Source organism: Promicromonospora sp. NPDC019610 (assembly GCF_044389365.1).
Classification (GTDB): domain Bacteria; phylum Actinomycetota; class Actinomycetes; order Actinomycetales; family Cellulomonadaceae; genus Promicromonospora.
Genome location: NZ_JBIRXX010000004.1, coordinates 375,940 through 392,174 on the forward strand (window position 1 = coordinate 375,940; position 16,235 = coordinate 392,174).

General features: G+C 73.3%; 14 protein-coding genes. 5 read left to right on the top strand and 9 right to left on the bottom strand.

The features are described 5' to 3' along the window. Positions 1 to 5: 5 nt before the first annotated feature. The 3 genes from ACH45N_RS26550 to ACH45N_RS26560 all read right to left on the bottom strand — a co-directional run bounded on the left by ACH45N_RS26550 (position 6) and on the right by ACH45N_RS26560 (position 2,174). Complete coding sequence (locus ACH45N_RS26550) at positions 6 to 1,310, bottom strand: deoxyguanosinetriphosphate triphosphohydrolase (protein WP_397399511.1); 1,305 nt, start codon at positions 1,308 to 1,310, stop codon at positions 6 to 8. A gap of 108 nt (positions 1,311 to 1,418) precedes the next feature. Then, positions 1,419 to 1,592: a DUF4236 domain-containing protein gene (locus ACH45N_RS26555; RefSeq protein WP_357486753.1), complete on the bottom strand. Its 174-nt coding sequence runs from the start codon at positions 1,590 to 1,592 to the stop codon at positions 1,419 to 1,421. A 129-nt stretch (positions 1,593 to 1,721) separates the two neighbouring features. After that, positions 1,722 to 2,174 carry a VOC family protein gene (locus ACH45N_RS26560; protein WP_397399048.1) on the bottom strand — a complete coding sequence of 151 codons (453 nt, stop codon included), beginning with the start codon at positions 2,172 to 2,174 and terminating at the stop codon, positions 1,722 to 1,724. Positions 2,175 to 2,217: 43 nt separating this feature from the next. On the opposite strand from ACH45N_RS26560, the gene ACH45N_RS26565 reads away from it, so the two are divergent. Then, positions 2,218 to 3,087 (top strand): helix-turn-helix domain-containing protein, encoded by an 870-nt coding sequence (locus ACH45N_RS26565; RefSeq protein WP_397399050.1) that lies wholly within the window; start codon positions 2,218 to 2,220, stop codon positions 3,085 to 3,087. A gap of 9 nt (positions 3,088 to 3,096) precedes the next feature. Further along, entirely contained in the window at positions 3,097 to 5,055 is a 1,959-nt protein-coding gene (gene dnaG, locus ACH45N_RS26570; RefSeq protein ID WP_397399052.1) for a DNA primase, read from the top strand. A 662-nt stretch (positions 5,056 to 5,717) separates the two neighbouring features. Here the strand turns inward: dnaG and ACH45N_RS26575 are convergent. Continuing rightward, complete coding sequence (locus ACH45N_RS26575; RefSeq protein ID WP_397399054.1) at positions 5,718 to 6,662, bottom strand: NAD(P)/FAD-dependent oxidoreductase; 945 nt, start codon at positions 6,660 to 6,662, stop codon at positions 5,718 to 5,720. A 62-nt stretch (positions 6,663 to 6,724) separates the two neighbouring features. Here ACH45N_RS26575 and ACH45N_RS26580 point away from each other — a divergent pair, with 62 nt between their 5' ends. Beyond that, positions 6,725 to 7,153 carry a MerR family transcriptional regulator gene (locus tag ACH45N_RS26580; protein ID WP_377242653.1) on the top strand — a complete coding sequence of 143 codons (429 nt, stop codon included), beginning with the start codon at positions 6,725 to 6,727 and terminating at the stop codon, positions 7,151 to 7,153. A 23-nt stretch (positions 7,154 to 7,176) separates the two neighbouring features. On the opposite strand, the gene ACH45N_RS26585 is transcribed toward ACH45N_RS26580, so the two are convergent. After that, positions 7,177 to 8,616, bottom strand: a complete 1,440-nt coding sequence (locus ACH45N_RS26585; RefSeq protein WP_397399056.1) for an MDR family MFS transporter — start codon at positions 8,614 to 8,616, stop codon at positions 7,177 to 7,179. 108 nt (positions 8,617 to 8,724) lie between these two features. Further along, entirely contained in the window at positions 8,725 to 9,264 is a 540-nt protein-coding gene (locus ACH45N_RS26590; RefSeq protein WP_397399058.1) for a MarR family winged helix-turn-helix transcriptional regulator, read from the bottom strand. A 104-nt stretch (positions 9,265 to 9,368) separates the two neighbouring features. Between ACH45N_RS26590 and ACH45N_RS26595 the strand changes: the two genes are divergently transcribed. Further along, positions 9,369 to 10,835: an FAD-binding oxidoreductase gene (locus ACH45N_RS26595; RefSeq protein ID WP_397399060.1), complete on the top strand. Its 1,467-nt coding sequence runs from the start codon at positions 9,369 to 9,371 to the stop codon at positions 10,833 to 10,835. Positions 10,836 to 10,891: 56 nt separating this feature from the next. Here the strand turns inward: ACH45N_RS26595 and ACH45N_RS26600 are convergent, their stop codons facing one another. After that, positions 10,892 to 11,824, bottom strand: coding sequence for an aldo/keto reductase family oxidoreductase (locus tag ACH45N_RS26600; protein WP_397399062.1), 933 nt, complete (start codon positions 11,822 to 11,824; stop codon positions 10,892 to 10,894). An 80-nt stretch (positions 11,825 to 11,904) separates the two neighbouring features. After that, a complete protein-coding gene (locus ACH45N_RS26605; protein ID WP_397399064.1) occupies positions 11,905 to 12,771 on the bottom strand; it encodes an aldo/keto reductase in 867 nt (288 codons plus the stop codon). A gap of 117 nt (positions 12,772 to 12,888) precedes the next feature. Here ACH45N_RS26605 and ACH45N_RS26610 point away from each other — a divergent pair, with 117 nt between their 5' ends. Then, the gene (locus ACH45N_RS26610) at positions 12,889 to 13,755 is read left to right on the top strand and encodes a LysR family transcriptional regulator (protein ID WP_397399066.1); all 867 of its coding nucleotides are present in this window, start codon (positions 12,889 to 12,891) and stop codon (positions 13,753 to 13,755) included. A 65-nt stretch (positions 13,756 to 13,820) separates the two neighbouring features. On the opposite strand, the gene ACH45N_RS26615 is transcribed toward ACH45N_RS26610, so the two are convergent. Continuing rightward, complete coding sequence (locus ACH45N_RS26615; RefSeq protein ID WP_397399068.1) at positions 13,821 to 15,950, bottom strand: NPCBM/NEW2 domain-containing protein; 2,130 nt, start codon at positions 15,948 to 15,950, stop codon at positions 13,821 to 13,823. Between the last annotated feature and the right edge of the window lie 285 nt (positions 15,951 to 16,235).

Sequence of the window (16,235 nt, forward strand, 5' to 3'; positions counted from 1 at the left end):
CCGGCCTACGCCGCCGGGTGTTCGACCAGCCGGCGGTGGAGCGCGATCGCGGACAGGTCCGTCAGGGACGCGACCTGGTCCACCACCACGCGCAGGCGGGCGGCGTCGTCGGACGCCGCCCGCCAGTCGGCGGCGAGCGGCGGCTCCAGCTCGTCCGGGCCGCGGTCGGCCAGCACGCGCACCAGGTCGGTCAGGATCTCCCGCTCCCGCAGGTAGCGGGGTTCCTGGCCGCGCGGCGCCATCACGTAGGCGACGGCGATGCCCTTCAGGGCGAGGATCTCGTGCTCCGTCTCGTCGGGCACCACGAGCCGTGCGGCGTACCGCGTCAGCGCCCCGTCGCCGTACTCGGCGCGCGTGGCGTCGATCGCCGCGCCGATGAACCGGCCGATGAGCTGGCTCGTCATGTCCTTGAGCGAGGCCAGCGAGCCGCGCGAGCCGTCGAAGGCCCGCACCAGGTGGCCCTCGCCGCGCAGGTACTCCTGCAGCCGCCCGATCGCGGCGTCGACGGCGTCGGCCCGGTACCACTCGCCGTACCAGGACCGCACGAACTCGGCCACGCGCGCCCGCTCCTCGGCGTCCGCCATGAGGTCCAGGTCGATGCGGCCGGCCACCACGCCGTCCTCGACGTCGTGCACGGAGTAGCTGATGTCGTCGGCGAGGTCCATGACCTGCGCCTCCAGGCACTTCACGCCGTCCGGCGCGTCCTTGCGCAGCCAGTCGAAGACGGGCAGGTCGTCGGGGTAGACGCCGAACTTGCGGCTGGCCGTGCCGTCGCGCCGGGCGGGGCCCTCGCCGTAGGCCCAGGGGTACTTGACGCTCGCGTCGAGGCTGGCCCGCGTCAGGTTGAGGCCGGCGGGGACGCCGTCGAACCCGATCACCTTGGGCTCCAGCCGCGTGAGCAGGCGCAGGGTCTGCGCGTTTCCCTCGAAGCCGCCGATCGGCTCGGCGATCTCGGCCAGCGCCGTCTCGCCGTTGTGGCCGAAGGGCGGGTGCCCCAGGTCGTGGGTGAGGCAGGCGGTGTCGACGACGTCGGGGTCGCAGCCGAGCGAGCGGCCCATGCCGCGGCCCACCTGGGCCACCTCGAGGGAATGCGTCAGGCGGGTGCGTACGAAGTCGTCGTGCCCGGCGCCGAGCACCTGGGTCTTGGCGCCGAGCCGGCGCAGCGCGGAGGAGTGCACCACGCGCCCGCGGTCGCGTTCGAACGGGGTCCGGGCCTGCGACTTGGGCGGTTCGTTCACCCAGCGCTCGACGTCCTGCGCGCTGTACGACGGCGGGATGCTCTTCCCGAGGGCTTGCTCCACGCCCGCCACTCTAGTCACGCGGTCCGACATCCCGGAATCACGCGGTCCGCGGAGGCTCCGGAGGTACGGCCGGGGTCGTCGCCGGCGGAGGCAGGTCCCTGCCTCCGCCGCGCAGCGCTACTTGTTGTTGCTGTACCAGCTCAGGCCGCCGGGGAGGTTGATGGAGTGCTTCTTGGTCTTGGAGTTCCAGGTCCAGGGACCCACCTTGAAGCTCATCGACGACAGGCCCCGCTGCGTGATGTTGAACTTGAGCGGACCGAGCGACAGCCGCTTGCGATACCTGATTCCCATGGTGCCTTTGTTCCTCCCTGAGTCGGGCAAAGCGTACCGAACCGCGCTAGTCCGGCAAACCAAACCCAGGCACGTGTCAGACGTACAGGTCGCTCGGGTGACCTGTACGTCTGACACGTCGGTGGGGCGTCAGTCGCGGGCCGACATCCAGGCGTCGCTCGCGCGCTGGACGTCGTCCGGCGTCACCGACTCCGCGACCGTCACGAAGTACCAGCGGTGGCCGAACGGGCAGCGCACCGCGGCCTGCCGGAAGCCCTCGAACCAGTCGGCGGGCTCGGCCAGGCTGCTCGCGCCGGCGTCGATCGCGCGGGCGTAGGCCGCGTCGGTGTCCTCGACCGGGATCGTGAAGCTCGCGTGCGTCGGGCCGCCCGGCTCGGGCGCCACCGAGTCGGGCGGGAACGCGCCGGCCACGGTGAAGGTCGACTCGCCCGCGGCGGACCGCAGGATCAGGTCGGAGTGGATCACGGCGTCGCCCGCGGTGATCACGTCGAGCGTCTCGGCCCCCAGCGCGGCCTCGTAGAAGGCGATGGCGGCGCGGGCGTCGGACACGGCGATGTTGGGGTGCAGGGCTGAGTTCCTCATGCCGTCGATGCTGCCCCGGCCCGGATGTGCCAGTCTTGGAAGAATGCGACAGGTGTTCGACGGCGAGACGGTCAGCAGCGCGCTCGATACCGGGCCCACCCTCGGCATCGTCGACCCCGTGCGGGCCCGCGACGCGTTCGCCCTGGCCCGCGTGGAACCGGCGGACGACCTCGCCGACCTCGTCGACTGGCACTGGGTGATCAGCTGGGACCTGCCGCCCGGCGTCGCGTTCACCCAGACCGTCATGCCGCACCCCGTGGGGCACGTGGTCGCGGAGCACGAGGGCCTGCTCGCCTATGCGATGCCCGCCGGCCTCTTCGTGCGCACGCTGACCGGCTCCGGCGCCGTGGTCGGCACCAAGCTGCGCCCCGGCGGCTATCGCGCCCTGCTCGGCCGCGCCGACCCCGGGGAGCGCGGCGCCGTCGAGCCCTTTCTCGGCCCGACGGCGGCGCGCGCCAACGACGACGCCGTCGCCCAGGCGGCGGCCGGGCAGCCCGACGCCGCCGTCCGGACGCTGACCCCGCTGCTCCGGACCGCCGCCGAGCGGACACGAACGCCCCGGTCGACCGCGGCGCTCGCCGCGCTGGGGGAGGCGTTCGCCGTGCTCGTCGACGCCGTGCCGGGCACGTCCGTCGCCGCGCTCGCCGGCGCGCTCGGCACCACGCCACGCTCGCTGCAGCGGCTGTTCGCCGACTGGGTGGGCGTGAGCCCCAAGTGGGTGCTGCAGCGGCACCGGGTGCACCGCGCCGCCGAGCTGCTGGGCCGCGACCCCGACCTGGACCTGGCGGGGCTGGCCGCCGCCGTCGGCTACTACGACCAGGCGCACTTCACGGGAGACTTCGTCCGCGCCGTCGGCGTGCCGCCGGGGGAGTACGCGCGGACGTGCCGTCGGGGCGCCCGGCAGCGGGCATAGAATTCCGACGTGGCCGGGCTGATCAGACGCGAGGATGTGGACCAGGTCCGCGAGCGCGCGCGGATCGACGAGATCGTCTCGGCGCACGTGACCCTCAAGCCCGCCGGGGTGGGCGCGCTGGTGGGGCTGTGCCCCTTCCACGACGAGCGGAGCCCGAGCTTCAACGTGCGCCCCAGCGTGGGCCGGTACCACTGCTTCGGGTGCGGCGAGGGCGGTGACGTCATCGAGTTCGTCATGAAGATGGACGGGCTGAGCTTCACCGAGGCCATCGAGTACCTCGCGGGCAAGACCGGCGTGCAGCTCCGCTACGAGGAGGGCGGCACCGCCCGCCCGCGTGAGGAGCCGGGTCGGCGGCAGCGGCTGCTGGACGCGCACCGCGTGGCCGCGGAGTTCTACGCGGAGCAGCTCATGGGGCCGGACGCGTCGGCGGCGCGCACGTTCCTCGCGGAGCGCAGCTTCGACCGGTCGGACGCCGAGCGGTTCGGCGTCGGGTTCGCGCCCAAGGGCTGGGACGCGTTGCAGCGGCACCTCCAGGGCCGGGGCTTCACGCAGGCGGAGCTGGTCGCGAGCGGGCTGATGTCGCAGGGGCAGCGCGGCATCTACGACCGGTTCCGCGGCCGGGTCATGTGGCCCATCCGGGACGTGACGGGTGCCGTGATCGGGTTCGGCGCGCGGCGCCTGTTCGAGGACGACCAGGGCCCCAAGTACCTGAACACCCCCGAGACCAGCCTCTACAAGAAGTCGCACGTGCTGTACGGGATCGACCTCGCCAAGCGGGAGATCGCCAAGGGCAAGCGCGTGGTGGTGGTCGAGGGGTACACGGACGTCATGGCGGCGCACCTGTCGGGCGTGACGACGGCGGTCGCGACGTGCGGCACGGCCTTCGGCGCGGACCACGCCAAGGTGGTGCGGCGCCTGCTCGGTGACACGACGGCCGGGGGCGGCATGCAGCTCGCGTCCGGCGGCACCGTGGGCGGCGAGATCATCTTCACGTTCGACGGCGACGCGGCGGGCCAGAAGGCGGCCGAGCGCGCCTATGGCGAGGACCAGCGGTTCTTCGCGCAGACGTATGTGGCCGTCGCGGACGACGGCATGGACCCGTGCGACCTGCGCATGGCCCGGGGCCCGGAGGCGGTGCGCGCGCTGGTCGACGGCCGCAAGCCGCTGTTCGCCTTCGTGATCCAGGCGAAGATCAAGCAGTTCGACCTGAACACCGTGGAGGGTCGCGTGTCGGCCGTGCGGGCGGCGGCGCCGGAGATCGTGGGCATCCGCGACCGCAGCCAGCGCGACGGGTACATGCGCCAGGTCGCGGGCTGGATCGGCACGGAGATCGACGAGGTGCGCCGCGAGGTGGCGCGGGCGGCGTCGACGCCGTCGCAGCGGCGGCCTTCCCCGTCCGACGGCGCGCGGCCGGCGTCCGGCGCGACCCCGGTGGCCGACGGCGGCCGTCCGGGATCGGGTGGTGCGCCGGGTGCCGCGCAGCGCCTGCCCACCCCCGACCCGCGGGACCCCGTGGCGCGCGACGAGCGGCTCGCGCTCGTCGCGGTGCTGCAGTACCCGCAGCACGTGCCGGCGTCGTTCGACGAGCTCGGCGAGGACGCGTTCGCCGTGCCGGCCTGGCGTGCGGTGCACGGCGCGATCCGGGCGGCCGGGGGAGCTGCCGCGGGGCGCGAGCTGTCGGCGGCTCAGTGGGTCGCCGCGGTGTTGGAGCAGTCGTCCGAGTCGGTGGCGATCGTGGTCACGCAGCTCTCGGTGGCGTCGCTCCCGGAGGACCGGGAGGCGGCCGTCGCGGCGTTCGTCGAGGGCGTGGTGCGCCGCGTCGTCGACCTGGGCCTCAAGCGCCGGGTCGACGACGCGCGGAGCCGCCTGCAGCGGCTCGACCCCGCGGACGCCGAGACCTACAACTCCGCGTTCGCCGAGCTCCTGGCGATCGAGAGCGAACGCCGGGCGCTGCGCGAGAGCGCGTAGGAGCCGGGCTGCCGGCGCTCTCTTGGGGTGCTGGGCCTGAGGTCGGCACGTCTCTGGGGCGGTGGTGCTGAGGTCGGCAGTCTCCTGGGGCGGTGATTCTGGCTTCGGCACGTCTCTGGGGTGCTGGTGCTGAGGTCGGCAGTCTCCTGGGTGCCTGCCCCGAGGTTGGCACTCTGTAATGAGGTCGGCACAGGCCTGTGCCGACCTCATTACAGAGTGCCGACTTGGCTGGCTCCGGCTAGGAGAGTGCCGACCCGGTGCGCCTCCGGCTAGGGGACTGCCGACCTGGCTTGCCGGAGGGGTCAGGGGGCTACCGACTTGGTGGGCTCGCAGCCATGCGGCCGCCACTGTGACTGTCTCCTGGGGCGGTGGTGCTGAGGTCGGCAGTCTCCCGGGTGCCTGCCCCGAGGTCGGCACTCTGCATGGAGGTCGGCACAGGCCTGTGCCGATCTCGATGCGGATTGCCGACTTGGCTGGCTCCGGCTAGGGGACTGCCGACTTGGCTGGCTCCGGCTAGGGGACTGCCGACCTGGCTGGCTCCGGTCAGGGGAGTGCCGATCTGGTGCGTCTCCGGTTAGGGGAGTGCCGATCTGGTGCGCCTCCCGCCAGGGGGCTGCCGACCTCGCGGGCTCGCACTCAGGAGGCTGCCGACCTGCCGGAGGTCAGGCCGGTGACGGCGCCGGGTGGTCCCGGCCCAGCAGCTCCGCGTCCAGGGAGACTGCCGCGAGCTGGCCGGACGCCGCCGCCATGAGCACCGACGCCATCGGCCCCGGCATCGCCGCGGTGTGCGCCATGTCGCCCGCCGCGAACACGCCGGGCAGGCTGGTGCGGGCCATCGCGTCGACCTCGACGGCGCCCGACGGCAGCAGCGTCAGACCGAGCTGCTCCGCGAAAGGGGCCCGCTGGCCGAACTCGGCGGCGACGAAGATGCCACCCACCTCCTCGTCCGGCCCCTCCGCGAGCACGACGCGCGCGCCGTCGGCAGTACGCACGAGCTCCTTGACGGGCTCCGGCCGCACGGCCACCCCGGCGTCGGCCAGCAGCGTGCGGGTGTCGGCGTCGAGGTCGCCGCCGTCGGCCAGGACGGTCAGGCGGCTCGCGATGCGCTCCAGCAGGAACGCGACCCGGGCCACGTGCGGCCCGCTACCCAGGACGGCGACGGGCTTGCCGCTGAGCTCGTGCCCGTGGCAGTAGGGGCACACGGCGGCGACCGTGCCGAACAGGGGCTCGAGGCCGGGGATCGAAGGCAGGGTGTCGCGCAACCCGGTCGCGAGCACCACGGCGCGGGCCGGGACGGCGTCGGCGCCCAGCTCCACCCGGAACCCGGCGCCGTCCGGCACGACGGCGGTCGCGGCGTCCTCGCGGACCGTCACCGTCGCGTAGGCGGCGAGCTCGGCGCGGGCGACGGCGCGGAACTCGGCCGGGGGCCTGCCGTCGTTGGTCACCACGTTGTGCATGTGCTCGGCCGTGGCGTTGCGGTACTCGCCGGAGTCGAGCAGCAGCACGCGCCGGTGCATCCGGCCGAGCGTGAGCGCGGCCTGGAGGCCGGCGGGGCCGCCGCCGATCACGACGGCGTCGTAGGAGGTCAGGGGGTCTGTGGCGGACATGGCAGGGCTCCGTTTCCCGGTACGTCTTGCGGTACCACCCCAGGATGTGACTTCATGTTGACATGAAGTCAAGCGAGACCTGGTCGGTCGGCGAGACGGCCCGTCGGTTCGGGCTGGAGACCCACGTGCTGCGCTACTGGGAGGACGAGGACCTGCTGCGCCCGGCGCGCGACGGCGCCGGGCGACGGCGCTACGGGCGCGACGACGTCGTGCGGGTGGGCGTCATCGTGCGCAGCAAGGCCGCCGGCATGAGCCTGGAGCAGGTGCGCGTCATGCTCGACGCCGGAGCGTACGACCGGCACCAGGTCCTGGAGGCGCACATCGCCGACCTCGACCGTCGGATGGCCGACATGGCGGCGTCCCGTGCGATGACGGAGCATGCGCTGCAGTGCCGCGCGCACGACATCGCGACCTGCCCGGGCTTCCGCAAGCACGTCCAGGACGTGCTCGACGGCGTGCGGGAAGGTTTCGTCGTCACGCAGCCCGCGTGACCGTCACGCAGCCCGTGTGACCGTCACGCGGACCGCGCGAGCTTCGGGTTGTCGCGGGGGAGCAGCAGCACCGTCACGATCATCACCGCCGCGCAGGCCACGACGCACCAGAAGACCAGGTGCATCGCGTTCGCCAGGCCGGTCCCCTCGGGCGTGCCGTCCGCGCCGACCACCGTCAGGGCGTTGACCACCGCGCCGAGCGCGGCCACGCCGACGGCCTGCCCGATCGACCGGGCGAACATGTTGGTCGCGGTCACGGCGCCGCGCTCGCCCCAGCCCACGCTGTGCTGGGCGGCGAGCAGGGTGGGCACGGCCACGAGGCCCATGCCGATCCCGATGACGAACACGGCGGCCGAGATCTGCCACACGGCGGCGTCGGCGTCGAGCAGGAGGGTCATGAGCGAGCCGGCCAGGACGACCACCGCGCCGATGGTGCTGGTCCAGCGGAACCCGATCGCCAGGTAGACGCGGCCCGACAGCGTGGCCGCGATGGGCCAGCCGAGCGTGAGCGCGGCCAGCGCGAACCCGGCCACCAGCGGCCCGACGCCGAGCACGCCCTGCGCGTAGATCGGGATGTAGGTGGACAGGCCGAGCGTGATGACGCCGACCATCAGCGACGCCGCCGTCGACGCGCCCACGACGCGGCGGCGCAGCAGCCGCAGGTCGAAGATCGGGTGCGCGGTGCGCCGGGCGGACACGGCGAACGCGACGAGCAGCGCCACGGCCGCGACGAAGATGACGATCGACTGCACCGAGGCCCAGCCCCAGGCGTGGCCGCCCTCCAGCAGGCCCAGCACCAGCAGCGTGCTGCCGCCCGTGAGCAGCACCGCGCCCACGTAGTCGACGGGCTGACGCTCGCCGTCGCGCTCCTTCTCGTGGAACTTGAGCCAGATCGCCAGCAGGGCCACGGCGCCGATCGGCACGTTGACCCAGAAGATCCAGCGCCAGCTCACGAACTGGCTGAACACGCCGCCGAGGGTGGGGCCGAGCACCGAGGAGACGGCCCACACGCTGGCCATGTAGCCCTGCGTCTTGGCGCGCTCCGCAAGCGTGTAGATGTCGCTGGCGATCGTCATGGACATCGGCAGGATCGCGCCGGCGCCCAGGCCCTGCAGCACCCGGAACCAGATCAGGGCCGGCATGCTCCAGGCCACGGCGCACAGCACGGAGCCGAGCAGGAACAGCGCGATGCCCGCGAGGATCACGCGCTTGCGGCCGAAGACGTCGGCCAGCCGCCCGTACACCGGGACGGTCACGGCCTGCGCGAGCGTGTACGCGGAGAACAGCCACGGGACCTGCTCGAACGCGCCGAGGTCGCGCGCGATCGTGGTCGACGCGGTGGCGAGGATCGTGGCGTCGAGCGCCACGAGCGCCGTCGCGAGCATGAGCGCGCCGAGGATCGGACCACGGTCGCCGCGCAGGCCGAGCCGCGTGTCGGTGGTGGCGGTGGACGTCGCGGTCATGCCTGGGGTTCCGGGATGTGCTGCACGACACGTACAAGGTTGCCCGGGGCAGCGCCTATTCCCGGTCGGTCGTGGTTTATTCCCGGGTCGGTGCCTGGATCGGCCGGTTCAACCCTGTCGGTTGCCCGGCCAGCCCTCTGGAAGGATGTCGCGCCCGCCGTCGGGAACGACGTCGGCCAGGCGGCCCAGCGTCGCGAAGAACGCCTCGACGCCGGCCTCGCCGTCGCCGATCGAGTCCCGCAGCGTCCGGTCGAACGCGATCGCCGCCGACTTGAGCCGGCCGAAGAGCACGTCGCCGTCGGCGGTGACCTCGATGCGCTGCACCCGGCGGTTGGTCTCCTGGCGGCTGCGGACGATCAGGCCCTTGTCCTCCATGCCACGCAGGTGGTGCGTCAGAGTGGCCTCGCGGATGCCGACGGCGTGCGCGAGCTCGCGCTGGGTGGCGGGCGTGCCCTGGTGCAGGGCGAGCAGGATGTGCCAGACCTGCCAGCTCGCGCCCTGCTCGGAGAGCTGCGCGTCGAACGCCCGCATGACGCGGTGCACGGACTGCCACATGGCCACGGCGACCGGCACGGGGCCGGCCTGGCCCGGGTTCACCCCCGCCGCGGGGCCGTCTGGATCGCCGCCGGGCCGTCCGCTTGGTTGCATGGACGCAGGATAGTTCGGCCGTCCCCGAAATGCATTGACGCCTAATCCTTAGATGCCTAACGTTTGTCACCTGGAAGATCCGGTACCGACACGGAGGCTCGACGATGGCCACGCAGGACACCCCCAGCACCACCGGCACGACCAGCACCACCAGCACCACCAGCACCACCAGCACCACCAGCACCACCGCACATCTCTCGCCCGAGGCGCTCGCCGACGCCCTGGCCCCGCTCGCGGCCGCGCTCGGCGACCGCCTCCTCACCCCCGCGGCGGACGCGTTCGCCGACACGGCGGCCCTGTTCGTGGGCGGGCCGCCCCGCACCCCGGCCGCCGTCGCGCGCGTCCGGACCGCGGACGAGGTCGCGACGGTTCTCGCTGTCGCACGGGACGCGGGCCTGCCGCTCGCGGTCCGCAGCGGCGGGCACCACCAGGCCCGGCACGCCCTGGTCGACGGCGGGCTCGTGCTCGACCTGCGGCTCATGGACGGCGTCGAGATCGACACCGCGGCCGGCGTCGGGCGCGCGCAGGGCGGCGTGCTCGCGGGCGCGTACACGGCGGCGGCCGGAGCGCAGGGCCTGGCCACCGGGTTCGGCGACACGGCGACCGTCGGCGTCGGGGGCATCTCCCTCGGCGGCGGGATCGGCTATCTCAGCCGGCGCGACGGTCTCACGGTCGACAACCTGCTCGGCGCCGAGGTCGTCCTGGCGGACGGCAAGGTGGTCCAGGCCGACGCCGACAACAACCCGGACCTCTACTGGGCGCTGCGTGGCGGCGGCGGCAACTTCGGCGTCGTCACGCGGCTGGACCTGCGGCTGCGCGAGGTAGGCACGGTCACGGGCGGCATGATGATGTGGGAGCCCACCCCGGAGCGGCTGGCCACGGTGCTGCGGGCGTTCGCCGAGGGGCCGGAGGAGTTCTCCGGCATGGTGAACGTGATGCTCGCCCCGCCCGTGCCGATGATCCCGGCCGAGCTGCACGGCAAGCCCGTGCTCATGGCGCTGCTGTGCCACTCGGGCGCGGCGGAGGACGCCGCCGAGGTGTTCGGGCCGCTGCGCGCGCTGGGCCCGCTGCTCGACGGCGTCCAGCAGATCCCCTACACGGCGCTGTTCGAGGGGCCGGGCGGGCCACCCGCGGGCGGCGTCGGCGACGTGCGGACGGGGTTCCTGGGCCAGGGCGCCTGGGCACCCGACGAGGACTGGGCCGCCGCCGCGATCGAGGCGGTGTCCGGGGCGAGCGGGCCGTCCGCGGTCAACATCCGGCCCATGGGCGGCGCGATCTCCCGGGTGGACCCGGCGGCGACGGCCTTCGCGCACCGCGACCCGGCGTTCATGGTCTCGGTCGGCGGCACCGCGATGGCGCCCGACGCGCTGCCCGCGACCTCCGCCTGGGTCGCGTCGGCCGCCGAGGCCCTGGGCGTGCGCGGCCGCGGCTACGTGAACTTCATGGGCACGGCCACGGAGCAGGACGTCCGCAACGCCTACCCCGAGGCGACGCTGGCGCGGCTGCGCGAGGTCAAGCGGGCCTACGACCCGGGCAACCTGTTCGCGAGCAACCACAACGTGCGCCCGTGAGGCGTGTCAGACGCTCAGGTCACCCGGGTGACCTGAGCGTCTGACACGTCAGCGGGTCACGGGACCGTGTAGCCCGCCGTCCGGAACATCTCGTACCACTCGGCGCGCGTCAGCGGCACCTCGGAGCCGAGGGCGGCGCCCGCCACCCGCTCCGGGTTGGTGGTGCCCAGCACGACCTGCATCTGCGCCGGGTGGCGCGTGATCCAGGCGGTGGCGATCGCGATGGCCGGCACGTCGTACTTCTTCGCCAGCCGGTCGATCACGGCGTTCAGCTCGGGGTAGTCGGGCGAGCCGAGGAACACCCCGTTGAAGAACCCGGCCTGGAACGGCGACCAGGCCTGCACGGTGATGTCGTGCAGACGGCAGTAGTCCAGCGTGCCGGAGTCACGGCTGATCGACTGGTCCAGGTCCTGCATGTTCGCCGCCACGCCCTGCGCCACGAGCGGCGCATGCGTCACCGAGAGCTGGAGCTGGTTGGCCACGAGCGGCTGCGTCACGGACTTCTTCAGCAGCTCGATCTGGCCCGGCGTGTGGTTCGAGACGCCGAACGCGCGCACCTTGCCCGACGCCGACAGCTCGTCGAACGCCCGCGCCACCTCGTCCGGCTCCACGAGGGCGTCCGGGCGGTGCAGCAGCAGGATGTCGATGTAGTCGGTGCCGAGCGCGGCCAGCGAACCATCGACCGACTCGATCAGGTGCTCGTACGAGTAGTCGAAGTACGGCCCCTCGCGCACGATGCCGGCCTTGGTCTGGAGCACGATCTGCTCGCGCTCGGACGACGTGAGCTGCATGGCCTCGGCGAACCGGGTCTCGCAGCCGTGCAGGGCCGAGCCGTAGACGTCGGCGTGGTCGAAGAACGAGATGCCGGCGTCCCGGGCGGTCTTGACCAGGGTGCGCACCTCCTCGTCCGTCTTCTCCTGGATGCGCATGAGGCCCAGGACGACGTTGGGGACGGTGAGGTCCGTGCCGGGCAGGGTGAAGGTCTTCACGGGTTTCTCTCCTGTGGTGGGTGCTGTGGGTGGCTCGGGCCGGTCAGGTGGCTCGGGCCGGTCAGGTGGCTCGGGCCGGCTCAGGCCGCCGACAGGCGGGCGACCTCGTCGGCGGTGAGCGTCAGCTCGGACGCCTGGGCCGAGTCGCGGATGCTCTCCGGGCGTGACGCCCCCGGGATCGGCACGACGACGGGCGCCAGCGCGAGCTCCCAGGCCAGCGTCACGCGGAACGGGGACACGCCGTGCGCGTCCGCGATCTCCTGGAACGCCGAGTACTCGGCGCCCAGCTCGCCCGAACGGGCCAGCGAGATGCCGCCGAGCGGGCTCCACGGCAGGAACGCGATGCCGAGCTCGGCGCACAGCTCCAGCTCGGGCAGCGAGGACCGGAAGCGCGGCGAGAACTGGTTCTGCACGGACACCAGGCGGCCGCCCAGGATGTCGTTCGCCTCGCGGATCTGGTCCGGGTTCGCGTTCGAGATGCCGGCCAGCTCGATGACACCCTCGTCGAGCAGGTCGCGGATGGCGCCCACCGAGTCGCCGTAGGGCACGTTCGGGTCCGGCCGGTGGAACTGGTACAGGCCGATGGCCTCGACGCCGAGGCGCTTGGCCGAGGCCTTGGCGGCCTCCTTGAGGTATTCGGGCCGACCGTCCTTGGTCCACGAGCCGTCGCCGGGGCGCAGGTGCCCGCCCTTGGTGGCGACCAGCACGTCAGAGGTGTCGCCGCCGTAGGACCGCAGGGCCTCGGCGATGAGCTCCTCGTTGTGTCCCACCTCGTCGGCGAACTGGTGGTAGGCGTCGGCGGTGTCGATCAGGGTCACGCCGGCGTCGAGGGCGGCGTGGATCGTGGCGATGGAGCGCTCGCGGTCGGGCCGTCCCTCGATGGACATCGGCATGCCGCCGAGGCCGATCGCGGAGACGGAACGGCCGCCGATGGAACGGAGCTGCATGGTTTCTCCTCGTGTCGCAACGGGTTCGGACCAGAGACTAGGAACCGATAACCTAGAAGTCCAACAACTCCTCATCATCATTCCCAGAACTGGTCTTTCTTAATGGAACTGCGTCAGATGGAATACCTCGTGGCCCTGGCGGACGAGCGCCAGTTCACGAGGGCCGCCGAGCTCACCGGCGTCTCCCAGTCCGGGCTGTCCGCCGCCATCCGTAACCTCGAGGTCGAGCTGGGCACGCGGCTGTTCACCCGGACCACCCGGCGGGTCGAACCCACCGAGGCGGGCCTGGCGCTGCTGCCGTTCGCCCGTTCCATGCTCTCCTCCGCGACGGAAGCTCGCGATGCGGTGGTCCAGGTCTCGCGCGAGCTCGCGGGCACGCTGCGGGTCGGCTCGGAGCAGTGCCTCGGCGTCGTCGACGTGGCCACGCTGCTGGAACGCTTCCACCGGCGCTACCCGCGCGTCGAGATCGCCTTCCAGCAGGCGGGCTCGCACGAGCTGCTCGCGGGGGTGCGTGACGGCGAGCTCGACGCCGCGTTCGTGGCCACCGCCGACCACGTGGGCGTGCTGCCGCGCACCGTCCTGGGGGAGGAGCCGGTGGTCTTCCTCTGCCCGCCGGACCATCCGCTGGCGTCCCGCGCGGCCGTGGACCGGGGCGACCTGGGCGGTGAGAGCTTCATCGACTTCCACCCGTCGTGGGCGGTGCGGCAGATGAACGACGACGCCTTCGCGGCACGCGGGGTGCGGCGCCGGGTGCGGTTCACCGTCAACGACGTGCACACCCTGCTCGACCTGGTCGACCGCGGCCTCGGCGTCGCGCTGGTGCCGCGGCACGTCGCGGCCAAGCCGCAGGCGGCCCGCCTGGTCGCGCTCCCGGTCGCGGCGGACGGCGCGGCGAACTGGATCGTCTCGCTGGTCACGACCCCGGACCGCCAGGACTCCCCGGCCCCGCACCTCACGGAGCTCCTCACCGACCCCGATCGTTGAGTGCTGGCTATTTGTGCTCTCGAACCGTTTCGAGAGCACAAATAGCCAGCACTCAACGATCGGGGTCAGCAGGTGGTGGTGAGGGTGAGCCAGTCGGCCCGGTCGTTGTAGCCGCCGTCGCCCGCGTCGCCCACGTCGAGGGTCAGGTCGCGGACGCCCGTCACGTCCACGTCGAACGCGATCGCCTCGCCGCGCTCCACCAGGCTGCTGCTCCAGAGGGTCTCTCCGTCGCCGACGACGTCGAACGTCGCCGTGCCGCCCTCCGGCCCGACCGTGCCGACGACGTCGTCGATGCCGACGCTGCCGGTCAGCGCGGTGCACGCGCCCCCGAGGTAGTACCGGACGTGCGACGGGGTGGCGACGCCGATCCCGGTCTCGTGCACGACGCCGGCCACCGTGAGCGGGCTGCCACCGCCCACGCTCCGGTCGACCGTGGGCTCCATCCAGCCGCTGCTCGCGCTCACCCACGGGTGCCGCGAGAGCACGACGTCGCCGCCGGACGGCGCCGCGGGCGCGACCGTCACGTGGGACGGCGGCGTGGTGATCCGCCCGGAGGCGGACGAGACGGACGCCGTGACGTCGTAGCCGCCCGTCGCGGTCTCCGCCGGGACGGACACCGTGAACGCCACGGTCGCCGAGCCGCCGGGCCGCACCACCCGGGGCGCCGCACCGGCCGGGCGCGCCGACCAGCCCTCGGGCACCGCCAGCGTGACGTGCGGCGACCGCACGGCCGTGCCGCCGTCGTTGTGCAGCGTCACCTCGGTGGTCAGCCGGTCGCCGGCCGCGGCCAGCAGGTCGGTGGTGGGCGCTACGGCGTCGACCCCGACGGACGTGAAGACGGGCGGGGACGCGACCAGACGCGGGACGCCGCCCGGCCGGGTAGGCGTGATCCGCAGCAGCGCGGCGCCGTGCGCCGGGACCGCGGCGCGCACCGTGCCCGCGGACTGCGTGCGGGCGTCGGTCCAGGTGTCCAGCACCTCGAACGAGCGGCCGCGCAGGCCCAGGTCACGGGCGGTCGTGGCGACCTCGGCGGGCCGGTCGCCGCGGTTCAGCAGCGCGACGGCGACCGAGCCGTCGGCGAGCGGCTTGGCCCACGTCTCGGTGGTGCCGGCGTCGCCGACCCGGGTGCCCTGGACGCCGAGCCGGTCCTGGTCGATCGCCAGCACGTCCTCGTCGAGCAGGATGTCCATCGACTCCTGGCTGAGCGTGCGCGGGTCGCTGGAGATGACCAGCGGCGCGGCCGCGACGGTCCACAGCGACATCTGCGTGCGGAACTCCTCGGTGGTCATGCCGAGCTCCGGACCCAGGTAGTCCGGGTCGCTGAACCGACCCGGCCCCGCGACCTCCGGGTGCCGCGCGTTCGCGTCGAAGTTGCGCAGCACGTCCTTGAACTGGATCTGCCCCACGAACCCGACGTCGGTGTAGGTGCGCCACGACTCCGCGATCTCCGGCGCGTAGGTCCACGACCAGGTGGACTGCTGCTCCTCGGGATAGTCGCCCCAGTCGGGGGAGGTCACGGGGTTGCACAGGTTGAAGATCATCGGCCGGCCGGAGCTGTTGTCCCGCAGCGCCGCCGAGAACGCCGTGAACGCCTCCTGCGGGTCCAGGTCGGCGGTGATGCCGCACAGGAAGTCGACCTTGACGGCGTCGTACCCCCACTCCGCGAAGGTGTCGGCGTCGGTCTGGTAGTGGCCGCCGCTGCCCAGGCCGCACGTGCCCGGGATGTACGGGCCGGCGTCGGTGTAGATGCCGGCGCGCAGGCCGCGGTCGTGGATCTCGTCGGCCAGCGCCGCCATGCCGTCGGGGAACCGCGCGGGGTCGCCCTGCAGGCGGCCGTCCGCGCCGCGCGGGACGTCGGCCTGCCAGCCGCCGTCGAGCCACACGATGTCGTAGCCCGCGTCCGCGAGCCCGGACGAGACCAGGAAGTCGGCCACGTCCAGCACCTCGTCGGCGCTGAAGTCGCCGCCCAGGCCGTAGTAGGTGTTCCAGCCCTGGTAGGGCGTGGGGCTCGGGCTGTCGGACGCCGGGGTGGGCGCGGCGGGCGCGGGGCCGACGGGCGCCGGCCCGACGGCGGGCGTGGCCGGCGCCGCCGCGGCAGTCGCCGCCAGGCCGCTGGCCGCCAGGCCGGTCGCGGACAGGGCTGTCGTGAGCAGGGCGGCACTCGTTCTCGCCGCCCAGGTTCGTACGGTGAACATCCAGGGTCTCCTGACGTCGTCGTCGGCTCGGCCGGTGGGCCGAGGGGAGGGACCCGCCCAGCAAACCCCGGGCCAGGGCCCGACGGAATGCAGAGGACGACGCACCCACCTGGACGATCCGACGCGGAGGCAGCCGACGGCCCCGCCGCGTGATCGGCAGATTGTCGGGTGGTGGGGAGAATTTGAGGTGGTGGGGCACCGGGGGGGGCGGCCCCCCGGACATATTGCGCCCCCCCACCCGGCGCACCCCCCCCCCCCGGGGCGGCCCCGGGGGGGGGGGCCCCG

Bases quoted from the DNA above. Each gene is read 5' to 3' on its own strand.
- ACH45N_RS26555 (WP_357486753.1), bottom strand. From the start codon at position 1,592: ATGGGAATCAGGTATCGCAAGCGGCTGTCGCTCGGTCCGCTCAAGTTC.
- ACH45N_RS26560 (WP_397399048.1), bottom strand. From the start codon at position 2,174: ATGAGGAACTCAGCCCTGCACCCCAACATCGCCGTGTCCGACGCCCGC.
- ACH45N_RS26565 (WP_397399050.1), top strand. From the start codon at position 2,218: ATGCGACAGGTGTTCGACGGCGAGACGGTCAGCAGCGCGCTCGATACC.
- ACH45N_RS26575 (WP_397399054.1), bottom strand. From the start codon at position 6,662: ATGTCCGCCACAGACCCCCTGACCTCCTACGACGCCGTCGTGATCGGC.
- ACH45N_RS26580 (WP_377242653.1), top strand. From the start codon at position 6,725: ATGAAGTCAAGCGAGACCTGGTCGGTCGGCGAGACGGCCCGTCGGTTC.
- ACH45N_RS26585 (WP_397399056.1), bottom strand. From the start codon at position 8,616: ATGACCGCGACGTCCACCGCCACCACCGACACGCGGCTCGGCCTGCGC.
- ACH45N_RS26590 (WP_397399058.1), bottom strand. From the start codon at position 9,264: ATGCAACCAAGCGGACGGCCCGGCGGCGATCCAGACGGCCCCGCGGCG.
- ACH45N_RS26595 (WP_397399060.1), top strand. From the start codon at position 9,369: ATGGCCACGCAGGACACCCCCAGCACCACCGGCACGACCAGCACCACC.
- ACH45N_RS26605 (WP_397399064.1), bottom strand. From the start codon at position 12,771: ATGCAGCTCCGTTCCATCGGCGGCCGTTCCGTCTCCGCGATCGGCCTC.
- ACH45N_RS26610 (WP_397399066.1), top strand. From the start codon at position 12,889: ATGGAATACCTCGTGGCCCTGGCGGACGAGCGCCAGTTCACGAGGGCC.
- ACH45N_RS26615 (WP_397399068.1), bottom strand. From the start codon at position 15,950: ATGTTCACCGTACGAACCTGGGCGGCGAGAACGAGTGCCGCCCTGCTC.